At 40.5% G+C, this 19,139-nt stretch carries 18 protein-coding genes and 1 pseudogene; 6 read left to right on the top strand and 13 right to left on the bottom strand.

Features of this window, described 5'->3' with window-relative positions; translation table 11 throughout:
- Positions 1-164: 164 nt before the first annotated feature.
- The 3 genes from FKG96_RS06080 to FKG96_RS06070 are packed head-to-tail and all read left to right on the top strand — an operon-like array spanning position 165 to position 2,309.
- Positions 165-1,451 (top strand): hypothetical protein, encoded by a 1,287-nt coding sequence (locus FKG96_RS06080; RefSeq protein WP_149105245.1) that lies wholly within the window; start codon positions 165-167, stop codon positions 1,449-1,451.
- Complete coding sequence (locus FKG96_RS06075; RefSeq protein ID WP_149105244.1) at positions 1,439-1,822, top strand: hypothetical protein; 384 nt, start codon at positions 1,439-1,441, stop codon at positions 1,820-1,822. The genes FKG96_RS06080 and FKG96_RS06075 overlap by 13 nt, the downstream gene beginning before the upstream one ends.
- Positions 1,809-2,309 (top strand): type II secretion system protein J, encoded by a 501-nt coding sequence (locus tag FKG96_RS06070; RefSeq protein WP_149105243.1) that lies wholly within the window; start codon positions 1,809-1,811, stop codon positions 2,307-2,309. The genes FKG96_RS06075 and FKG96_RS06070 overlap by 14 nt, the downstream gene beginning before the upstream one ends.
- A 69-nt stretch (positions 2,310-2,378) precedes the next feature.
- On the opposite strand, the gene FKG96_RS06065 is transcribed toward FKG96_RS06070, so the two are convergent.
- From FKG96_RS06065 to FKG96_RS06055, 3 genes are all read right to left on the bottom strand, one after another.
- Positions 2,379-3,416 carry an alpha/beta hydrolase gene (locus FKG96_RS06065; protein WP_149105242.1) on the bottom strand — a complete coding sequence of 346 codons (1,038 nt, stop codon included), beginning with the start codon at positions 3,414-3,416 and terminating at the stop codon, positions 2,379-2,381.
- 93 nt (positions 3,417-3,509) lie between these two features.
- The gene (locus FKG96_RS06060; protein ID WP_149105241.1) at positions 3,510-3,923 is read right to left on the bottom strand and encodes an OsmC family peroxiredoxin; all 414 of its coding nucleotides are present in this window, start codon (positions 3,921-3,923) and stop codon (positions 3,510-3,512) included.
- 79 nt (positions 3,924-4,002) lie between these two features.
- Positions 4,003-4,587, bottom strand: a complete 585-nt coding sequence (locus FKG96_RS06055) for a TetR/AcrR family transcriptional regulator (RefSeq protein WP_246860246.1) — start codon at positions 4,585-4,587, stop codon at positions 4,003-4,005.
- A gap of 255 nt (positions 4,588-4,842) precedes the next feature.
- Here FKG96_RS06055 and FKG96_RS06050 point away from each other — a divergent pair, with 255 nt between their 5' ends.
- The 3 genes and pseudogenes from FKG96_RS06050 (at position 4,843) to FKG96_RS06040 (ending at position 6,443) form a co-directional block, all read left to right on the top strand.
- Complete coding sequence (locus FKG96_RS06050) at positions 4,843-5,082, top strand: hypothetical protein (RefSeq protein ID WP_013665127.1); 240 nt, start codon at positions 4,843-4,845, stop codon at positions 5,080-5,082.
- Between the two features lie 157 nt (positions 5,083-5,239).
- A pseudogene (locus FKG96_RS26975) lies at positions 5,240-5,461 on the top strand (PIN domain-containing protein); the annotation flags it as partial.
- Between the two features lie 202 nt (positions 5,462-5,663).
- Entirely contained in the window at positions 5,664-6,443 is a 780-nt protein-coding gene (locus FKG96_RS06040; protein ID WP_149105239.1) for a phytanoyl-CoA dioxygenase family protein, read from the top strand.
- A 177-nt stretch (positions 6,444-6,620) separates the two neighbouring features.
- On the opposite strand, the gene FKG96_RS06035 is transcribed toward FKG96_RS06040, so the two are convergent.
- The 10 genes from FKG96_RS06035 to FKG96_RS05990 form a co-directional block, all read right to left on the bottom strand.
- Positions 6,621-7,505, bottom strand: coding sequence for a DUF4886 domain-containing protein (locus FKG96_RS06035; protein WP_149105238.1), 885 nt, complete (start codon positions 7,503-7,505; stop codon positions 6,621-6,623).
- A 218-nt stretch (positions 7,506-7,723) separates the two neighbouring features.
- Positions 7,724-8,476 carry a tyrosine-protein phosphatase gene (locus FKG96_RS06030; protein WP_149105237.1) on the bottom strand — a complete coding sequence of 251 codons (753 nt, stop codon included), beginning with the start codon at positions 8,474-8,476 and terminating at the stop codon, positions 7,724-7,726.
- 260 nt (positions 8,477-8,736) lie between these two features.
- Positions 8,737-10,647, bottom strand: a complete 1,911-nt coding sequence (locus FKG96_RS06025; RefSeq protein WP_149105236.1) for a nucleoside-diphosphate sugar epimerase/dehydratase — start codon at positions 10,645-10,647, stop codon at positions 8,737-8,739.
- A 433-nt stretch (positions 10,648-11,080) separates the two neighbouring features.
- Positions 11,081-12,214, bottom strand: a complete 1,134-nt coding sequence (locus FKG96_RS06020) for an aminotransferase class I/II-fold pyridoxal phosphate-dependent enzyme (RefSeq protein WP_149105235.1) — start codon at positions 12,212-12,214, stop codon at positions 11,081-11,083.
- A gap of 70 nt (positions 12,215-12,284) precedes the next feature.
- Positions 12,285-12,905 (bottom strand): acetyltransferase, encoded by a 621-nt coding sequence (locus FKG96_RS06015; protein ID WP_149105234.1) that lies wholly within the window; start codon positions 12,903-12,905, stop codon positions 12,285-12,287.
- A 13-nt stretch (positions 12,906-12,918) separates the two neighbouring features.
- Positions 12,919-13,530, bottom strand: coding sequence for a sugar transferase (locus tag FKG96_RS06010; protein WP_149105233.1), 612 nt, complete (start codon positions 13,528-13,530; stop codon positions 12,919-12,921).
- A 15-nt stretch (positions 13,531-13,545) separates the two neighbouring features.
- Entirely contained in the window at positions 13,546-14,736 is a 1,191-nt protein-coding gene (locus tag FKG96_RS06005; protein ID WP_210421299.1) for a glycosyltransferase family 4 protein, read from the bottom strand.
- An 87-nt stretch (positions 14,737-14,823) separates the two neighbouring features.
- Positions 14,824-15,948 (bottom strand): right-handed parallel beta-helix repeat-containing protein, encoded by a 1,125-nt coding sequence (locus tag FKG96_RS06000; RefSeq protein ID WP_149105232.1) that lies wholly within the window; start codon positions 15,946-15,948, stop codon positions 14,824-14,826.
- Entirely contained in the window at positions 15,945-17,327 is a 1,383-nt protein-coding gene (locus tag FKG96_RS05995; RefSeq protein ID WP_149105231.1) for a phenylacetate--CoA ligase family protein, read from the bottom strand. Before FKG96_RS05995 ends, FKG96_RS06000 begins: the two co-directional genes overlap by 4 nt.
- A 13-nt stretch (positions 17,328-17,340) precedes the next feature.
- Complete coding sequence (locus FKG96_RS05990) at positions 17,341-18,468, bottom strand: glycosyltransferase family 1 protein (RefSeq protein ID WP_149105230.1); 1,128 nt, start codon at positions 18,466-18,468, stop codon at positions 17,341-17,343.
- Positions 18,469-19,139 lie beyond the last annotated feature (671 nt).

Below are 19,139 nucleotides of genomic sequence, written 5' to 3'. Positions count from 1 at the left end.
CAGTTTTTTAGCTAACGAACAGCTATTTCTCCAACTATTTATATTTAACACTAAATATTTTATGTAAAATTTTGATAGCCATTTAACCTATTATTTTTCTTCTAACACCTGAAATCATTTCATTCCGACGTGCTTTGCTTATTGCTCTTTTTTTATATTTGTACATGCATCAACCTCGTAAACTAAAAGCCGGAGCCTTATTGAGCGTAGTAGGTATAGCGACTATTATGGCACTTCTATTGGGTTTGATGCTCCTTTTGTTACGCTATAACCGTAGCGAAACTTCACTACTCCTCCGCAAATTGAAATTGGAACGGAATCTGGAGTCTGGCACAGCACTGCTTCTCAGTCAAGTTTATGCCGAAAAAGCAAGCGAAGAAGAATTAATAGACTTATTTAAAGAAGAAACAGATAGCATAAGTTTACAACATTATCCGTGGGGACTGTATGAAATTGCTATAATTAAATCTTTTGAAGGAATAGATACCCTGAAGAAAGTATTTTTAAAGGGCAATGCCATTCAAAACGACAAAGCTTATGCCCTTTATTTAAAGGACGACGATCGCCCCTTATCTATCTCCGGTAAATCAGTCGTTCGCGGCACAGCCTATTTGCCACCGGCCGGTATACGAAAAGCCTATATCGAAGATAAAGCGTATGAAGGTGACACCACCGTTTACGGCGATATCAAAAAAAGTGAGAAGAAATTGCCCGCACTCAATACTGCATTGATTGAACAGATTAAACTGTTGAATTACGACAGCTTGAAAAACCGAAGCGATTCGGTCCTTTCCTTTTATACCCTAAAAGATTCTGTAAACAGAAGCTTTTACCAAAAGCCACTTATTCTCTCGAGCGAAGATTCGATTTCGCTGGAGAACCTGAGTTTGAAAGGGGCAGTGGTGGTGGTATCCAAGCGAGCTATATATCTGCCTAGCTCGGCCCAAATAGAACACGCCATCTTTATCGCACCTAAAATTAAGATTGCAAAGGATTTTAAAGGCACATTACAGGCCTTTGCTCAAGACTCCATTCTCGTTGAAGAAAATGTCGAACTTCCTTATCCGTCGGCACTTGGACTTATTGAAAGGCGCACCGAAAATAGCGTACAGGAATTCACACCGGAAATAGTCATTCACAAAGATGCCAAAATCCACGGCGTGGTGTTTAGTGTAGCTGCCACTTCGGCCACGGACTTTATGAACCGCATTCGAATGGAACCGGGAAGCGAAATTCACGGTGAGGTGTATGCAGATGGTATGTTGGAGCTAAAAGGTTCCGTTTTTGGAAGTGTCACTTGCCAACGTTTCGTGTTGCAAACATCATCGTCCCTGTATGACAATTTTTTGCTGGATGCCGTCATCAATTATACGAAACGTTCGCGCCATTATCTGGAAAGCGCACTCTTACAAACAGCGGGGAAAGGAGGAGTTGTTAAATGGTTACACTAAAAGCAAACCAAGTTCGGAAGAAATTACAGGGCTCCACAGTGGTGGAGGTTATTGTTGCCTTGGTAGTTATTATGGTGGTGTTTGGTATCGCTACCATGACCTATGTACGCATCGTTAACAGTTCCAGCAGTCCGAAGCTACGTTTGCAGCAGCAATTAATGGTCTTAGCAGGCGAGGCAAGTAGCGGGTTAGAAAACCCGCAGGATCACACCTACCAGCTAGAAAACGATATAGAAATACAACAAAGAGTAACCGATTATGAAGGAAGTGATCAATTATTGCTGGTCGAATTGGAAGCCTTCAATAAGCAAGAGAAGTCATTAGCCAGCTATCGAAAAATCATTCAAAAGAAAAGCCATGAAACACCTTAAGTTAGCCGCTTTTACTATCATTGAGTTGGTAGTGGCTTTACTACTGATGACCATTGTAGTGGCAGTTGCTTATGCGACACTCACACTAACCGGCAAGCAATTGGGAGGCCTGCAACAACGTTTTGGAATCGATAATGAGCACCGTTTGCTTCAATATGCTTTACAACAAGACTTTGAAGCAGCAGATCGCATCGTTCGACAAGAAGGGTTTTTAGTCTGCCTGCGGCCGTTGAATACGGTGCGCTATGAGTTATTAGATAGTACGATTGTCCGGCACGTAGATGACGAAACACGGGATTCCTTTCACTTCGCGCTAGACTCCGCTTTTGTAGGTTTTGAATCCCGCGAGCAAGTGGAAGAAGGTGGACTGGTTGATGAACTACGTTTGCAATTACATGCAAAAAAAAACAGCTACCCTGTCTATGTACATAAAATGTATGATGCCGCGAATTTGATGAACGCTACAGCACAAATGTCCAGGCCTTAAGGTCTATAACTTTAAATGTTATAAAAACGAAGTGACTCCATTTTTGAGTACACTTCGTTCAAGAGAACTTTATTTAAGCGATTCTTTCAATACCGCTGCCGCTTGTAGCAACGCACTCTGTACAGCCGGCACGTGAGCAATGGGATTGAGCAAGCCGTAATCATGGATCATTCCCTGTACGCGGGTCAAGGTAACGGGTACGCCCGCTTCACTCATCTTGCGGGCATAGGCTTCTCCTTCGTCCCTTAATATGTCATTTTCCGCAGTTTGCACCAAAGCAGGAGGCAAACCTTTTAACTCTTCCAGACTGGCCTGAATGGGCGCTGCATATTTTTCCGCTCTTTCTTTAGGATCTGTTGTATAATTGTCCCACATCCATTTCATTAGCGAGGTCGTCAGAAATCGATCTTCACCAAACTTTTTATAAGTAGAGCGACTAAAATCAGCGTCGGTTACCGGCCACAGCAATACCTGCTGCCGAATCTTCGGTCCTTGCTTGTCTTTGGCCATCAAGGAAACCACGGCGGCCATGTTACCGCCAACACTGTTACCAACCACTGCCAGTCGAGTAGCGTCTACATTGATTTCATCACCATGCGCTGCCACCCATTTAGTTGCGGCATAAGCTTGATTAATCGCCACCGGGTAATGCGCCTCCGGTGAAGGGGTATAGTCCGGAAAAACGGCCACTGCTCCGCTTTTTACAACCAAATCGCGCACTAAACGACGGTGCGTAGGATAATCGCCCAAAACCCATCCACCTCCATGGAAAAACATAAAGACCGGTAGTTTGCCGGACGCTCCTTCGGGTCTAACTACATGAATCTTCACATCATAACCGTCCTGACTAATCATTCTTTCCGATTCTTCAATGCCCGAATAATCTACATCCACAGATTTTTGAGCACCCACTAGAATCAGTCTCGCATCCGCCGGTGAATGTGCTTCCACGGGCTTTCCTCCGCTGTTATTCAAGGCCTTTAAAAAGGTACGGATCTGCGGATCGATACGGGGATCCTGATCTGCAAGGGGAGATTGTGCTTTTGCTTCATTGAAAGAGACTATAGCTGCCACAGTCAATACGATCATTGTTTTTAATGTTTTCATTTGTCTATTTTTAAAATTAATTGTTTACTATTCAGTACAAAATAAAGCTTTAAAAAAGCCTCCTTATTATCTACAGGAGGCTTTTCCCTAATTTTAAGCTATCAGCGTTGCATTCAGTTTAATTTCGAAACTAAAAGCCCCACTTACCGGGCAGGTCTGTTCTGCGTTTTTGGCTATTTTTTGGAATTCCTCCTCGGTGATTCCCGGTACTTTTGCCTGCAGGTTTAGTTCCGACAGCGTAATCTTGCCGTTGTCAAGTGTAATGGTAGAAGTAGTTTCCAGTTCGTCCACGGTATAACCTGCTTGGGTAAGATCCAGGTCGAGCTTCATGGTAAAACATCCGGCATGTGCTGCTGCTAACAATTCTTCCGGATTGGTACCTACGCCCTCGGCGAACCGGCTATTAAACGAGTACTGTGTTTTGTTTAAGGCCGTACTTTGGGTAGTTAAATGACCTGCTCCTGATTTGATGTCGCCGTTCCATACGGCTGTTGCTTTGCGTTTCATTTTTGTTTGATTTTTGAGGTGAATATTAATTTTAATCTAGTTATTTTGTACTATTTAGTACAGTTTTAATTAAATTTTTTTATTGAATCGGTTCCAAATTCATTTTCATCAATGCGAGCCGTTTTTCCGGATCAGTGACCATGCGTTTGGTAACATTAAAGCCATTCCATAAATTGATCAGGTAAGTTGCAAGCAAGGCTGGCTCATAGCTGCTTTTTAATAATCCCAGTTCTTTTCCTCTCACCATAGCTTCCTGAAAAATAGACTCTAACAAACCAAGGCTTTCAGCCGCAACTGTTTTCAATCCGGCATCGCTCTCACTGATCTGCACCAGGGCGTTACCAAAATAACAGCCGCGTTCTCCAACCGGCGACTCGGCACCGGCCAACGAGAAGAAAAACTCCCTGATCAATTGAATGGGATTTTCACAGCTCATCACTGCCTTACGGAAATCCCGGAAATATTGATCGGCTACGCGCTTCATCGATTTTTCAAAGAGTTCCTGTTTTCCCCCTTTAAAGGCGAAGTAAAAACTCCCTTTTCCAATACCCATCGCTTTCAGCAAATCGTCCGCCGAAGCGTTCTCATAGCCCTTTTCCCAAAAGACCCCAATCGCCTTATCAAGCACCGCTTCTTCATCGTATATTTTTGGTCTTCCTGCCATCTTATTTTCCTTTTGACTCTGCAAATATAAATACTTTACCAATTAGTACAAAATTATTTTTATTTTTTTTATCGTTATGCTGTCTTAATTCTTCGTTTCATCATACGTGTAAGTAGCTTGGTTTAGACAAGGGTACCCTTTTGTAATATTATATAACTTTATATCATGTCCTTTCTGCTACGTTCTTCAATTTAAGATGGTTTTTGTATTTTTGTAATTAAGCTACAAATAAATGGTGGCAGAAGGAGGTTATTTATGCTATCCGAGGCTAGGAAGTTACATGTCATTGAAGAAGTGCTTAAAATAAAAAACGAGGCTACGCTATCGGCGCTCGAGGACTTTCTGAAGAAGAACAAAGTAAAAGCAAAAAAACAAAATCGAACTGAATCTGCATTTAGTGAGTTTTCCGGCATATGGACCAAAGAAGAGGCTGAGGAAATTGAAAAGGCTATAGAGGAGTCTTGTGAAACTATAAATCCCGACGACTGGAAATAATTTATTACTAGATACAAATATAGTCATTGAACTGTTCAAAGGAAATCCGATAGTTATTAAGAAACTAAGTGACAGGGAAAAAGTCGATATTCCGCACGTGGTTTTGGCAGAGTTACTCCTAGGAGCCTACTGATCATCCAATCCGAAGAAACATTTATCCCAAATTAGAAGCTTCCTAAGTAAATGTAATGTTATACGCGGTGATATTGATACCGCAGATGCTTACGCTGTTATTAAGGCTGCGCTCCTGAAAAAAGGAAAACCTATTCCCGAAAATGATATCTGGATAGCTAGTATTGCCAAACAACACAACCTTACACTAATAACCAAAGACAAACATTTTAAAGAGATTCAAGATGTACAGATTGAAAGCTGGTAAATAACGTTAGAAAAAGAGATTAATATAGCTACACCTTCTTGCTTTTATGATAGAGACCTAGCGCTTGTGAAAAAAGATGAATTTGTCTAAATTTGCCCTATGAGAATGACTGTAATGCTATAATATAAATTTTCAATCCTTGAAGTGTAATGCCTCACATCGGCACAAAATCTTTATTGTTTGAATTTTTATAATAAACATTATGCAAAACTTCTTAAATCCACAACAAATACAGTCATTTATTACAGACGGTTTTATCCGTATTGACAACGCCTTTTCTGCTGATCTTGCCCGTGAAGCGAGAAGTATCTTATGGAAAGATATTCCGGCCGATCCCAGTGACCGTAGTACCTGGACACAACCCGTGGTTTGGCTAGGCATGTATACGCAGGAGCCATTTATCAAAGCAGCCAATACCGCTATTCTTCACCAAGCGTTCGACCAATTGGTTGGTAAAGGGAAATGGCTCCCTTGCATGAGCATGGGCGCCTTTCCGATCCGCTTCCCATCGGAAGTTGATTCGGGAGACACCGGCTGGCATGTCGATGCGAGTTTCCCCGGTGATGATCCCCATGACTTTTTCTCCGCTCGTGTCAACGTATATTCAAAAGGCCGAGGACTACTCATGCTATTTCTGTTTTCGGACGTTAGCGAGCGGGATGCACCTACTCGAATCCTAAAAGGTTCGCATTTGGATGTTGCCAGATTACTGGAACCGGAAGGTGAAAAGGGCTTCTCGTTTATGGAATTGACAGGAAAGCTATCGGAATTACCGGCAAGAGAGGAAGCACTCGCCATTGGAAAGGCAGGCACGGTATATCTCTGTCATCCGTTTCTGGTTCATGCTGCTCAACGGCATCGTGGTTTGGTACCGAAGTTTATGGCACAACCCCCACTGTTACTTAAGAGCGATTTCAATATCAGTAGCACCAGCGCGTGCAGCCCGGTGGAAGAAGCTATACGGATTGCATTAGGCAGATAGTGAGTTGACCCAATCGATGTCCGGATACGTTCTCATGTATTCGGACATCTATTTTTCTATAATACGTCACTCTCAAATGGAACCAGCTTATACTCTACCCCCTAAAAGGGTCGCAGTAGGATGGCAGTAACGCAGACCCTTACTTAGAACTTACAACATATAACTTAAAACTTATCCCTACTTAGCAATTTCCTGTTCAAGTGCCTTAACTTTCAGCTTCGTAACCTTAAATGGCCTTTTTACCGCTGCATGTGCCGCTTGCTTAGCCACTTCCGCTTCCTCAGGCGTGACGCCTTCGGGACGATAGCGATCAGTTGGGGCCTCTTCGCCAAAAAGCGATTCAAACCAGGTACAAGCAGCAATAAATCGACCTATGTGCAGATTCAAATGATAGCCATCTCTGGTGAGATTATCCCCCAGAAAAGTAGTGCGCGCATTTTGAATGGCCGTTCCTGACGGTACCAGCAGATCAAAACCGAACTTCTTCTTGGCTTCTGCGGACGCTTTCATTATTGCCCGATACATTACTTCCTGATTTTTCCCATAGTTGGCAAAGCCCGCATGCGTCGAATGAGGAGCATAAGCCCAGGTTTGATGCCATATATATTTGACGTTAGCGCCTTCTACGCTATCTAAGAAATGTTTTATGCCGGTAAGCGGCTCCACATAAGTGTCGAACTTACCCGATAAGGGGCTGGCCTGTTGGAGGGAGACATAGTCCCAGGGTTCGCTTTGCAATGCTGTCAAGATGCTTACCTGCTCATGTGTTGATTTAAGGCCATCGGCCGTAATTTTCCGATAGCGATAGGCCTCTTTGTTGCCTTGTATATTCTCCCAATGGAGTGATAGCGGAGCACCGCCAATATATAAATTACCAATAACGATCTTTTTCCCGGCGGCATCAGCCAATTCATATAGGTACTGCTCTACTGCATCTTCCGAAAAACTATTGCCGATGGCTAACACCCGTAGGGTATCATTGCTAACGGACTGTCCATATACTACAGATAACGAGGTCAGTCCAATAAATAGGATCGTTAATAAATATTTTATTTTGTACATAATGGTAAAGGTAAAAATTATTTACAATTCGTTATAGGTGCGGCGGAAATCCATATACTTATTGAAAGTTCATGGCTGGATTTGTCCCGAGACTATCTACTTTTTACGTATGAAAAGAGCCCTCCCGTGTACAAATGCATCAAAAGGAGTACAAAACGAAACGCTCAGCTTGGTTGCTGAGCGTCCACCTTTTTTCAACAAAGGGACTGCGATACCCCTTATTCATTCAATACCGTTTTTAAGCTTTTATTTTTAAAAGCGGTTTTTTCCAATAAATCGGCCACCTTCCGATCAATGACAAAATTAGTCAGTACTTTTAAATGTCTTTCGTGATGCAAATCGGTCCCAATAAAATCCACCAGCCCCGCTTCCAGTAACTGGATAGCGGTATGTTTCTCGTGCTTACCATAATAACCGGTCAAGGATAAGGCATTAATCTGCAGTAAGGCGCCCCGATCTTTCATCCGTTCCGCTTTTGCGGGCTTATTAAAGACAAAATGGTAGCGTTCGGGGTGTGCTACGACTGGCTTATAACCTGCCGTTTGCATGTCGAATAGCACCGTACTTAGGTTGGGTGGTTCGGCCATAAACATGGTTTCCACCAGCACATAATCACCCGCTAATTTCAGCAATGGCCCTTGTTCCATCAAACCTTCGAACATCTCATCCATCATATATTCGGCTGCGTAATCAATATCGACATCCATCTGTTCGGCGAGTAAGGCTTGTTTTAATTTATGGAAAGCGGATTCAATAGTTTCCTTGGTATTGGGATGTAAATCGCTGATAATATGAGGTGTTGCAATAAATCGCTTATACCCTAGGGTTCTTAAGCCCCGAATCAATGCAATGGATGTTTCTACATTATCGGCTCCGTCATCAATACCTGGTAAGATATGTGCATGCATATCGGTATGTAATATTTCCGCAATGGGAAATCGAACAGTCGCTGATTTAAATATAGAAAGCATTGTATCTCTTTTTAATAGTACTTGACATTAAAACAGCATATCAGTTGGCGGTCTTCTAATAGAAAGCTCTCCTATCACTTTTCAATTTCTACTTTCAAGCTTCATACGAGTTTTCTTAAAAGTCAATTAATACTTATTATGAACCGGCTGATTGCAATAAAAATAATACAAAAATTTTATATTTTTGTAATTTCTCTCAACAAAAATGTAAAGTTCTTTCACGTGTTTGCTTTGCTGATCTCTCTATAAAAGCAAGTACTCTATAAAACTTCTTGCTCTTCGTCCAACTCCTCGTAAGGTGAATTTTTACTTAAAAATTCCGGCACAATGGCTTTCATTTGCTTTACTACTGCCATGTTATCTCCCTCTTTTGACAAGCTCAAAAGGGTATCTATGGCTAAACACGCGTCCACATAGTCGTGGTTAATTACGCGTGCAATACTGATCTTTTCGTGATGCGTAGGTAATGTCAACTCTTCCGAATTCAATAACTCCTCATACAGCTTTTCGCCAGGTCTTAAACCAGTAAACACAATATCAATATCAATACCCGGTTGCAATCCCGCTAGCTTGATCATTTTTCTTGCCAGGTTGACGATTTTAACAGGCTTCCCCATATCAAAAACAAAAATCTCACCACCCCTTCCCATAGTACCGGCTTCTAGCACTAACTGTACCGCCTCCGGAATGGTCATAAAATAGCGGGTAATCTCCGGATGTGTGACTGTGATAGGCCCTCCTTTCTCAATTTGAGCTCTAAACCGAGGTATAACGGAGCCATTGGATCCTAGCACATTGCCAAAACGCGTGGTGATAAAGCGGGTATTTTTATTAAAGCTTGCATTATTTAAGCTTTGTGTGTAAATCTCTGCGATTCGCTTAGAACTTCCCATTACATTCGTCGGGTTCACCGCTTTATCAGTTGACACCATTACAAATTTTTCAACGCCATACTGCACCGATAAATCTGCTACAATCCGCGTACCCTTTACGTTGGTATGGACCGCCTCACACGGATTATTTTCCATTAAGGGGACATGTTTATAGGCCGCCGCATGATAAACAACCTGTGGACGCAGGTGCTTAAACATCTTTTCCATGCGATGCTGATTACGCACATCGGCAATCACAATCTCACAACGAACATCAGGGAAAGATTCCTCTACTTCTAATTGTATTTCATGCAAAGGAGATTCTGCCTGATCACATAAAATCAACACACGCGGATGGTAGTTCATTACTTGCCGAACGATCTCTGAACCGATGGATCCTGCTGCTCCCGTTACCAATACCCTACGGTCAAATAAGTCTGCCTTTACTTTTGCATTATCAATTTCAATGGGTGGGCGTTGTAATAAATCCTCAATCCGCAGGCTCTTGATCTGCAGCTCACCGATGGTTCCAGACAACCACTTATCCGGTGTAGGCGCAGTAACCACCTGAATTTCTAGCCGTAAACAACGTTCGATGACCACCTGTTTATCCCGCTCATCCAACCGGTCATTTAATAGCAAAAGCTTATCTACATTCTTGGTAGCTTTCAAACGTGGCAGGTCCTTGATATGAAATACGCGCTTTTGCTCTACTAGACTGTTCAGTTTAGACCGATCTTTATCTATAAAACCCACGACTATGAACTTCGAGGTTGCACTTCGTTCTAAGGCCTGCTTTACTAATACGGCCTTGTCGTCCGACCCGTAGATCAATACATGGATTTTATCTCTTTTAGATAATTTATCGTGAAAATACTGAAAGGTGCCTTTTGCAGCAATACGTAAAAAAATCAATAAAGTGGAGCCAATAAAAAAGTTAATCAACAGTACCTCTCTTACTCGTAAGCTATATATATTGAAATAAGGTTCAACCAACATCAAAATAACGACCGTGTATAGCGCGCTTGCCGAAAGCATAGCCGTAAATATGCGCAGCATATCCCGCATATTCGAATAACGAATCAGGCCAACATGCACTTTAAAGAGAAAAAAAACGGGAACGCAAATAGCTACATAGAGATTAGTGTAGACGAAAAAATGACCGCGTAAGATTTCTGGAAATTTAAATTCTTCTGAGATAAAATAAGCTAACACAAAAGACCAACTGGCCAATACCAAATCGATTAAAAAGATAATCCATCTTGGAAGTACCTTATTATCCAGTAAAATTTTTCTCATTAGCTAAGTTTTTATATTGTTCCACTCAATGCAAACAGCTCACTCACGTTTACCGCGCATCTAGCAGCTCCACACCAACTAACACCCAATCAATTAATTAGTTTTCAAAAATACATAAAAAAATTTACTGTAAGCCAAGCAATGCAATGGTTTACTAAGTACAAAAACTATTGATTACAAAATTACTAGATGTTCCCCCTCTAGTCAATCCCTAATTCCGGGTGTTTTGCACAAAACTGCACAATTGCATTCTCCACAACGCACTGTAGTGCCAGCAAAAGTAATGCCGTAAATTAGGTTAATTTAATGAAAAAAGATCGGATCGATTAAAAAATAGTGAACAAAGTGGATATCTATAACATTTAACGTTGTCTTCATAAATATACATTTTCTGTTAGCAAGTAGGCAAAAAATGTATACAATATTATACATATTATCCCAATGGTAATAAATCTTTCATTCGAGACACAACTCGGGATAGATCTTTTTCTGTCAGATTGGATCCCGAAGGCAAACACAATCCATTGGAAAACAACCCTCTAGACACTTCTTGTCCGTAATAGGCAGCGTCTTTAAAGACCGGTTGCATATGCATGGGTTTCCATAACGGCCGAGACTCGATATTGTCCTTTTCTAAGTGAACTCTAACGTCCTCACTTGTTATACCAGCCACTTTTGGATCAATAAGAATGGTAGAGAGCCACCGATTGGAAATCATTCCTTCCGGTTCTTCTAAGAAGGAAAGACCCGCTATGTTTCCTAAATGTTCTCGATAGTAATCGAAATTCCTTCTTCTCTGTGTCACGCGCGTAGACAACACTCCCATTTGCCCTCTTCCGATGGCCGCACATACGTTACTCATACGGTAATTATAGCCGATATGGCTATGTTCGTAATGAGGTGCTGCGTCTCTAGCCTGTGTAGCTAAAAAGCGTGCTTTCTTAATATAGCCTTCGTTATCCGAAATTAATGCGCCGCCTCCTGAAGTTGTAATAATTTTATTCCCATTGAATGACAGCACACCAAGTGTCCCAAAAGTACCCATTGCCTTTCCGTCTAAGGTAGATCCTAGCGCTTCTGCGGCATCCTCGATTACAGGTATAGCAAACTCTTCTGCTATAGCCATAATTTCCTTCATCTTAGCCGGCATACCGTATAAATGTACAGGGATGATGGCTTTTGGCTTTTTACCTTTGGATAAACGATCTTCGATTGCTTCTCGTAGCAGCTCGGGATCCATATTCCAAGTATCCCTTTCGCTATCTATAAAGATAGGAACCGCCCCTTGGTATACAATTGGATTAGCGGAAGCGGAGAAGGTCATCGACTGGCAAATCACTTCATCCCCCGCGCTCACATTTAATAAAATTAGCGCCAAATGTAGGGCTGCTGTGCCAGCACTTAAGGCTGCTGCGTGTCCTGTTTTGGTAAAAGCTACCAAATCTCCCTCGAAGCCATCTACATGTGGCCCTAGTGGCGCAATCCAGTTGGTATCAAAAGCTTGTTTGACATATTGTTGCTCCATTTCTCCCATATGAGGAGAAGAGAGCCATATTTTTTCGTTCATTCTCTTTATATACTTTGTATTATTTTTCTTTGCGTACTTACTTCGGTCATTGTCCGTAAGGCTAGTCTAATCAAGCTTGGTTATATTTTATAATCCGGCCAGGGCTGCCTACTACTACCGCATAATCCGGAACATCGCGTATTACGACTGCCCCGGCACCAATGGTACACCACTTGCCGATCCGAACCCCCTGAATAACCGATGCACCGATACCAATATGTGTTCCCTCACCAACCTGCACATCCCCTGCCAAGGAAACACCAGGGGAAATGTGCACATAATCAGCTAATACACATTCGTGATCAACCGAGCAATTCGTATTCAAGATAACATGCTTACCTACCAACGTCTCCGTATTAATCGTAACACCCGCCATGACAACCGTCCCTTCACCAATCGAAACCCGATTCGATATAATTGATCTCGGATGGATCGCTTTACTGAAAGTCAGTTCATTCTGAAAGGTTTCGGCAACATATTTTCTGATACGATTACTCCCAACGGCGATGACGTAAGGAGCATCCCTTGGCCAGGTACCTGCTTCCGGTTGAGGCAAGACTCGATAGTCCCAAAGCCGTAGAATGGCTTCATTTTTTTCGAAGATTCCTTTAATATACTTGTCATCTTCTAATAAAACTTCCGCGATTACTTTGGCATGGCCACTTGCTCCTATTAGATAAACCTCTTGCATACTGTAAAAATAATCAATTCCCGTTTCCTTGGAAACGCTCTACCGTGACATGTCCCTCCGCGCTAATCCCTTCGCGCTTAAATACCTTCATGATTGTGATCCAAATAATCTTTAGATCCAGTGAGAAAGACAGATTATCGACATACCAGACGTCATAGACAAATTTCTGCTGCCAGGAAATTGCATTTCGTCCATTTACCTGTGCCCAGCCCGTGATACCGGGTCGCACTTCATGTCTTCTTTTTTGCTCCGCATTATAGAGCGGTAGATACTCAACCAATAGTGGGCGCGGCCCCACTAAGCTCATATCCCCCTTAATTACATTAAGCAACTGCGGAATTTCATCCAAAGATGTTTTACGAACGACACTACCAATGGCTGTTAAACGTTCTGCATCGGGTAAAAGATTGCCCTCCTTGTCTTTTCGATCGTTCATGGTTTTGAACTTAATGACCTTAAAAATTCGACCATTTTTACCGGGACGCGGTTGCAGAAAAAAGGCTTTTCCTTGGTTTGCGAAAAAGAGAAAAACAGCTACCGTGAAGAAAACAGGTGAGAGAACGGCAAAGCCGGTTAATGCCAATACGAAGTCGATTATACGCTTGATTATATTTTTGTAATACATCTTACTGCTAACGATCTATTGCTTTCTGTTATACATTTGCTTTTCCAATCGTCTATACTCGTTTAATAAAGCCTCCCAAACGACCTGTTGTTCGTATCGATTAACAATCATTTCACGGGCTTTCGATTTCAGGTGCAGGTAGTATTCCTTATCTTCTATCATTTTCTGCATGGCAACTGTCAAGCGCGAAACGCTTTTCACTGGAACAATTGTACCGTTTACACCTTCTTCAATTATTTCATTGCACCCGTTGATATTGGAGACGATGCTAGGTAGCCTCATTGCACCAGCCTGCATAACGACGTTCGGAAAACCTTCGCGATAAGAAGGAAAAACCAAGCAGTCTGAAATCGCGAAAAAAGGTCGGACATCATTTTGAAAACCAACGGAAACGATGTCCGAATTTCTTCGTATCTCGTCCAAAGTAGCGGGCAGCAATGGATCGAGAGCCGATTCAAAATCGCCAACCAAGAGAAGCTTAACTGTTTTGAAACCCTGAGCCAAACCATGCTCGAGCTCGCCAAATGCTTTGATCAATTCGTTAATCCCTTTATCCCCAACAAGACGCCCAACAAAAATAAAAACAAAATCGTCTTTACTTATCTTCCATTCATTTCGTAACTGCTCGCATTGCGCTTCAGAGAAATTTGCTAGGGAGAAGTGACCCGTGTCAATTCCATTCGAACTACCGTTAGCGATCACTTTTAGCTTGGAAGGCTTACCAAGCCTCTCTTTCAAGATGAACTCATAAAGCCCTTTTGAATTGGGATACACATTGGTGGCACAAGCATACGTTAACCGCTCAACTGCATTTAACACCTTTCTTTTGACTCCCCTTGCTTCCATCAGTGGTAAGCCTGCAACGGTGTGAAGGCGTAAAGGCACCCCTGCAAGCTTTGCCGCAAGCATGCCCACTATTCCCGCTTTAGGCGTATGCGAATGTACTATAATTGGCTTTTCTTTTTTGCAAAGTTTATAAAAATTATAAAGTGATTTTATATCTTTTAAAGGAGATATTATGCGGGTCATTTCTAGAGACACTACTCTTATGCCTTCGCTGTCCCGTACATCTTCCAGTTCTGGCCCTTCCGAAGAAACACCAACCACTTCCCAACCATTGTTTGACATAAATCGATGCTGTCCCTTAAGAAGCGTTTTCAAAGAGATAGGTACAGTTGTTAGACGAATCAGGATTTTTTTTGGCATCTACGGGGCTTAGTTAAATAAAAACGATCAGAAAAACAATAAATCTTATAAAAAAACTACAAATTAGGGAATGGCCTAAAATAATGTCTATTTTCTATTAAAAGTTTTCGTATCAAAGCCCCGACTATTTAGCTGATTTGTAATACTCTGTATCCTGGCCCTCTGAAAATTTTTATTTTTAATTTGAATTCCATCAAAAACAAATTTTGGCCCATACTCGTACCCTGCTTTACTGTTGAAATATTTAATAGGGTCTTTCTTACTATCGGTTATAGAAATGTTTGTGAAAACAACTCGTCCCTTTAACTTTTTTGTTTTTACACCATACTGCTGCACACGGAAGAAGTCTCCAACCAATAACCCATGATTATCATTCTTACTTTGTAATCCGCTTATATTAATATCTACCAGCTTATCCTGCTCGGATGGATACCGCAACAACGCTATATGTAAACCTGCACTACAGTTTTCTGTAGACACATTTGAAATTTGAACTTTACCCATATAGTCTTTACCATCATTTGGTTCAACACATATACCTGCCATCGGTAGAGTTCCATCAATTGTCGAAATTTGACAATTTTCAATTTTGATGTTTAGACCACTCCCAATCGTTATACCATTTCTTCTTGCTCTTTTTATAATGACATTTCTAATAGTCACATTACTGGAGTTTTGTTTTGAACTTTTGTAGATATCTATACCGTCACCCCATACCTCAGAAATATTTATGTTTTCTAGCAACACGTTTTTCGCACCTTTAATATATACACCCATCCCCCATTCTCCTTGAGTTCCCTTATGCGTTTTTCGATCACCAATAAGAGTTGCGTTAGAGACACGAACATTCTCGACGTCTTCTATATCCAACATTGAATACCTAGAATTAGCCGTAGAATTTAGCACTAACCCGCCCCCTGTTTCGAACTTCAAATGACTATTAGAAGACAGTTTTAACCCTTTATCGTTTATAAGGATAGGAAACGATGGGAAGATAACATTAGAATACTTATCTAGCACCGACTGTAAAACGACTGTATAGTCTACAGAAGCGTTTTTTACATGATTAGTGGGTAGAAAATCTACTACCTTAACATATTTTTTATTCTTGGCATTTCCCTGGCCGTATACGTCTACACTAAAAACGTAAAGAAAAATAAATTGTATTAAAAGCGTTACAGCTATGAGCTTTTTCACAGTTTTTACCTTCATAATATCAAATGTTTAATGTTGTTTTTGACTATTCTAAACTTACCACTTTTTTCTACAGGAATCTTATCAACATACTCGATTTTCAATTCCATAGCATCACCGATGCGATCCCGCCAGTTTTTAATAAATTTTGCTTCACTTAGTTTGTCAAAAGTTATGTTGTCCTTTACAACAAACAACTGAATTTTATTTAACTCGTCTTGCACTGCTTGAAATCGAACAATACCTTTTGTATCTTTTAATGTATTGGAAACATTTCCCAAATTAATCTTTCCATTTTCCGGTGAATATATGTAGTCATCAATTCTACCTAGAACTTCTATAACCAAGGGATTATGATTGCCGCAACTACACGTTTTACCCTCGTCCGCCAATGAAATCGAGTCACCGATGTCATAACGGATAAGCGGTGTACCATCGGTTGTAAAAGAAGTCAGCACTAAACGACCCGAATTTGTCGGTTGATTATTTTCATCCAATACTTCAAAAACGCCGCTTTGCAATTCCAAATGCAAATTTCCTCGTGCGCACTCAAAAATGAAAGGAGCTCCTTCAGAGGATGCATATTGATCATACATCTTCGTTTTAAAAAAAGTTTCTATCACTTCCCGCATCTCATGTGTAATGGTTTCGGCTGTTGGAAAAATGGCCTTTACAGTTTGAGCAGGAAAACTAAACTTATTCGCTAACCCATACTTAGCTACTTCCATAATACTGGACGGAAATCCCACCAGATATTCAGGTGAAAATTTGGTCAGATCATCAACATAATGCTTCAAATAATCCTCTCTGATATGAAATGTTGAATAGTAACGCACTTTGTGAAAAATATCCGTTTTCCAAAATCTTTTCTTTTTTATGTCACCGGCAGTAAGCAAATCCTTTCCCGAAAACCACGCAGTTCTTTTACCTAATTCGTATCCGAATCTAGCCCTAAAGTCGTCTAACATAGCGAATCTTTCTTGCATGTTATCTTTAGTGAAGATAACCTCCAAGGACTTACCTGTTGTGCCCCCAGTTTTTGAAACCACTCCTTTATTTTTTGAAACGGTGTAAACCTCTTCAATACTTCGCCGTAAAATTTCTTTGGTGATTATCGGAAGCTGGCGAATATTATCTATGTTAGCGGCTCCTGCTATAGAGCTGACAGTTCTTTTGTAAAAATTTGAACTCTTAATCGCATGTTCAACAAGTATTTGGTATCGTTTTTTTTGATATTCCCGTAACTGATCAAGACCCATAGCAGATCTTTCTTTTATTTCTTCTCTGTATTTCCAATAGTTCCCTCCATATCTCACTTTATAGGCCTTGTAGTTAAATATAGAAATCATCAAGTTTTGAATAAAATGAGGTGCAATTTTATATATGGTGTCTTTCATTAGCGTTGTTATCTTAATTACTATCTATTGTAGCTTTCTGATAAAAAGAAGTTAGTAATTTAACATTTTCTTGTACATCGTATCCTTTCTCAGTAACGTTTGGTTGCCATACTGTTCTATCAGTTTTATTAGTGGCTACTTTCCAAATCGCATCAGCCCATTCCTCCAATGGAGCACTTAAAGATAGGCGATGCGCCAATGGCGTAATATCGAGCTCTTGAGGAAGTGTATAATTCATCACCACCGGTAATCCATTTGTTTGCGCCTCTATAGCGACAATCCCTAAGCCCTCAAATAGTGAAGGAAACAGAAAAACATCCATTGCATTCAGGTATTCGTTAGCATTTCCAACAGCACCTGCAAAAATCACTTTATCCTCCAGCCCTAGTCTAAAAGTCTTATTTTTGACTTCCTCCAACAATTCCCCATCTCCTAACAACAGAAGTTTACTATCAGAATATTTCGTAACAACCGCGGCAAAAACATCCATTATAAAGGCATGGTTCTTTAAAAAATTAAATCGGGCCACATTACCAATCACAATTGTATTGTCATTAAAACCAAACTCAATCCTTATTGATCTTCGTTTGTCATTATTAAAACGAAACTTAGAAGTGTCGATTGCATTTTTAATCACCTTAAAATCTACATTTTCTCCGAAAAGCCATTTACCTGCCCGATCTGAACAAGCAAACCGATGAGTTGACACATTATTAATAAACAACTTATTAACTAGTTTCAGCATTCCTTTCAAACCCCGTGTCGTTGTATCACTATGGCCATGTGCTATTCTACATTTAATTCCCATTTCTTTGGCAATTCTCAAAATGATCGAACTATTGGCATTCAGGTGGGAATGAATTATGTTGTAGTGATTTGCTTGAAGAATACTTTTCAGTTGCTTCCTATATTCAAAATAAAACCTTGGATTTAAACTTCTAATATGAAATATTTTACCACCAAGTTTCTTTATTTCTTCATCGAAAAAGCCTTCCTCCTCTCTATGAACTAAAAAATCGAACTGTATAATGTTATAATCCAAATTACGATAGAGAGTCATTAAAAAGGTCTCTATGCCGCCTAAATTCATAATTGTAACAACATGAAGTACTCGTAAAATTTTGTCGTTATTCTTTGTCATTATCTATAAACAAATCTGCCTAAAACTTGTAAAAACTTAGCGAGGTATATAATCCAAAAAGTATGTACATCAATAGCAGCATTTTTTTTCTAGTTCTAGAGGTTCTAAAAATACCTATCACTACAAAAGGCATGCCTACGGTTAAAAATCGATACGGATAGCCTGAACTAAATAAGAAAGAAAATACAGGGAATAAGGTAAAAAATATAGCGAAAAGCTTATAGATATTTACTTTTTCCGTCCGTAGAATATCTATAATAAAAAGTACTGCAATAAGTCCCCAGAAGCCCGACGAAACAACTGATGCTGAAAGTGAATCGCCCTCGTACCTAGACGAGTCTCCTCTATCTAAAAGATTAGTGAAAACAGAAATCAAAGGGCCCACTATAAAATTCACCAAAAAGGAGAAAAGTATCGTCAAAGCTATCTTTTTTTGCGTCTCGAATTTTGCAACTTTTAAGGTTGCTATCATATTAATGACAAAATAACTTCCAACAATAACAAACATGGCGTTGTGAACTAATAAGGACAATAGAAATAAGAAATACTTTCTTTTGACGTTCGACGATAAAATACCTAAGATCCAAAGACTACATCCAAACGCTAATCTCGGTTGGTATATTAAGAAAACTATCTGAATTGGCAGAAGCAGGAGAAAAATCGTGTTAAAC

Source organism: Olivibacter sp. LS-1 (genome assembly GCF_008245145.1).
Taxonomy (GTDB): Bacteria; Bacteroidota; Bacteroidia; order Sphingobacteriales; family Sphingobacteriaceae; genus Olivibacter; species Olivibacter oleidegradans.
This window is presented reverse-complemented; position numbering and strand designations above follow the sequence as displayed.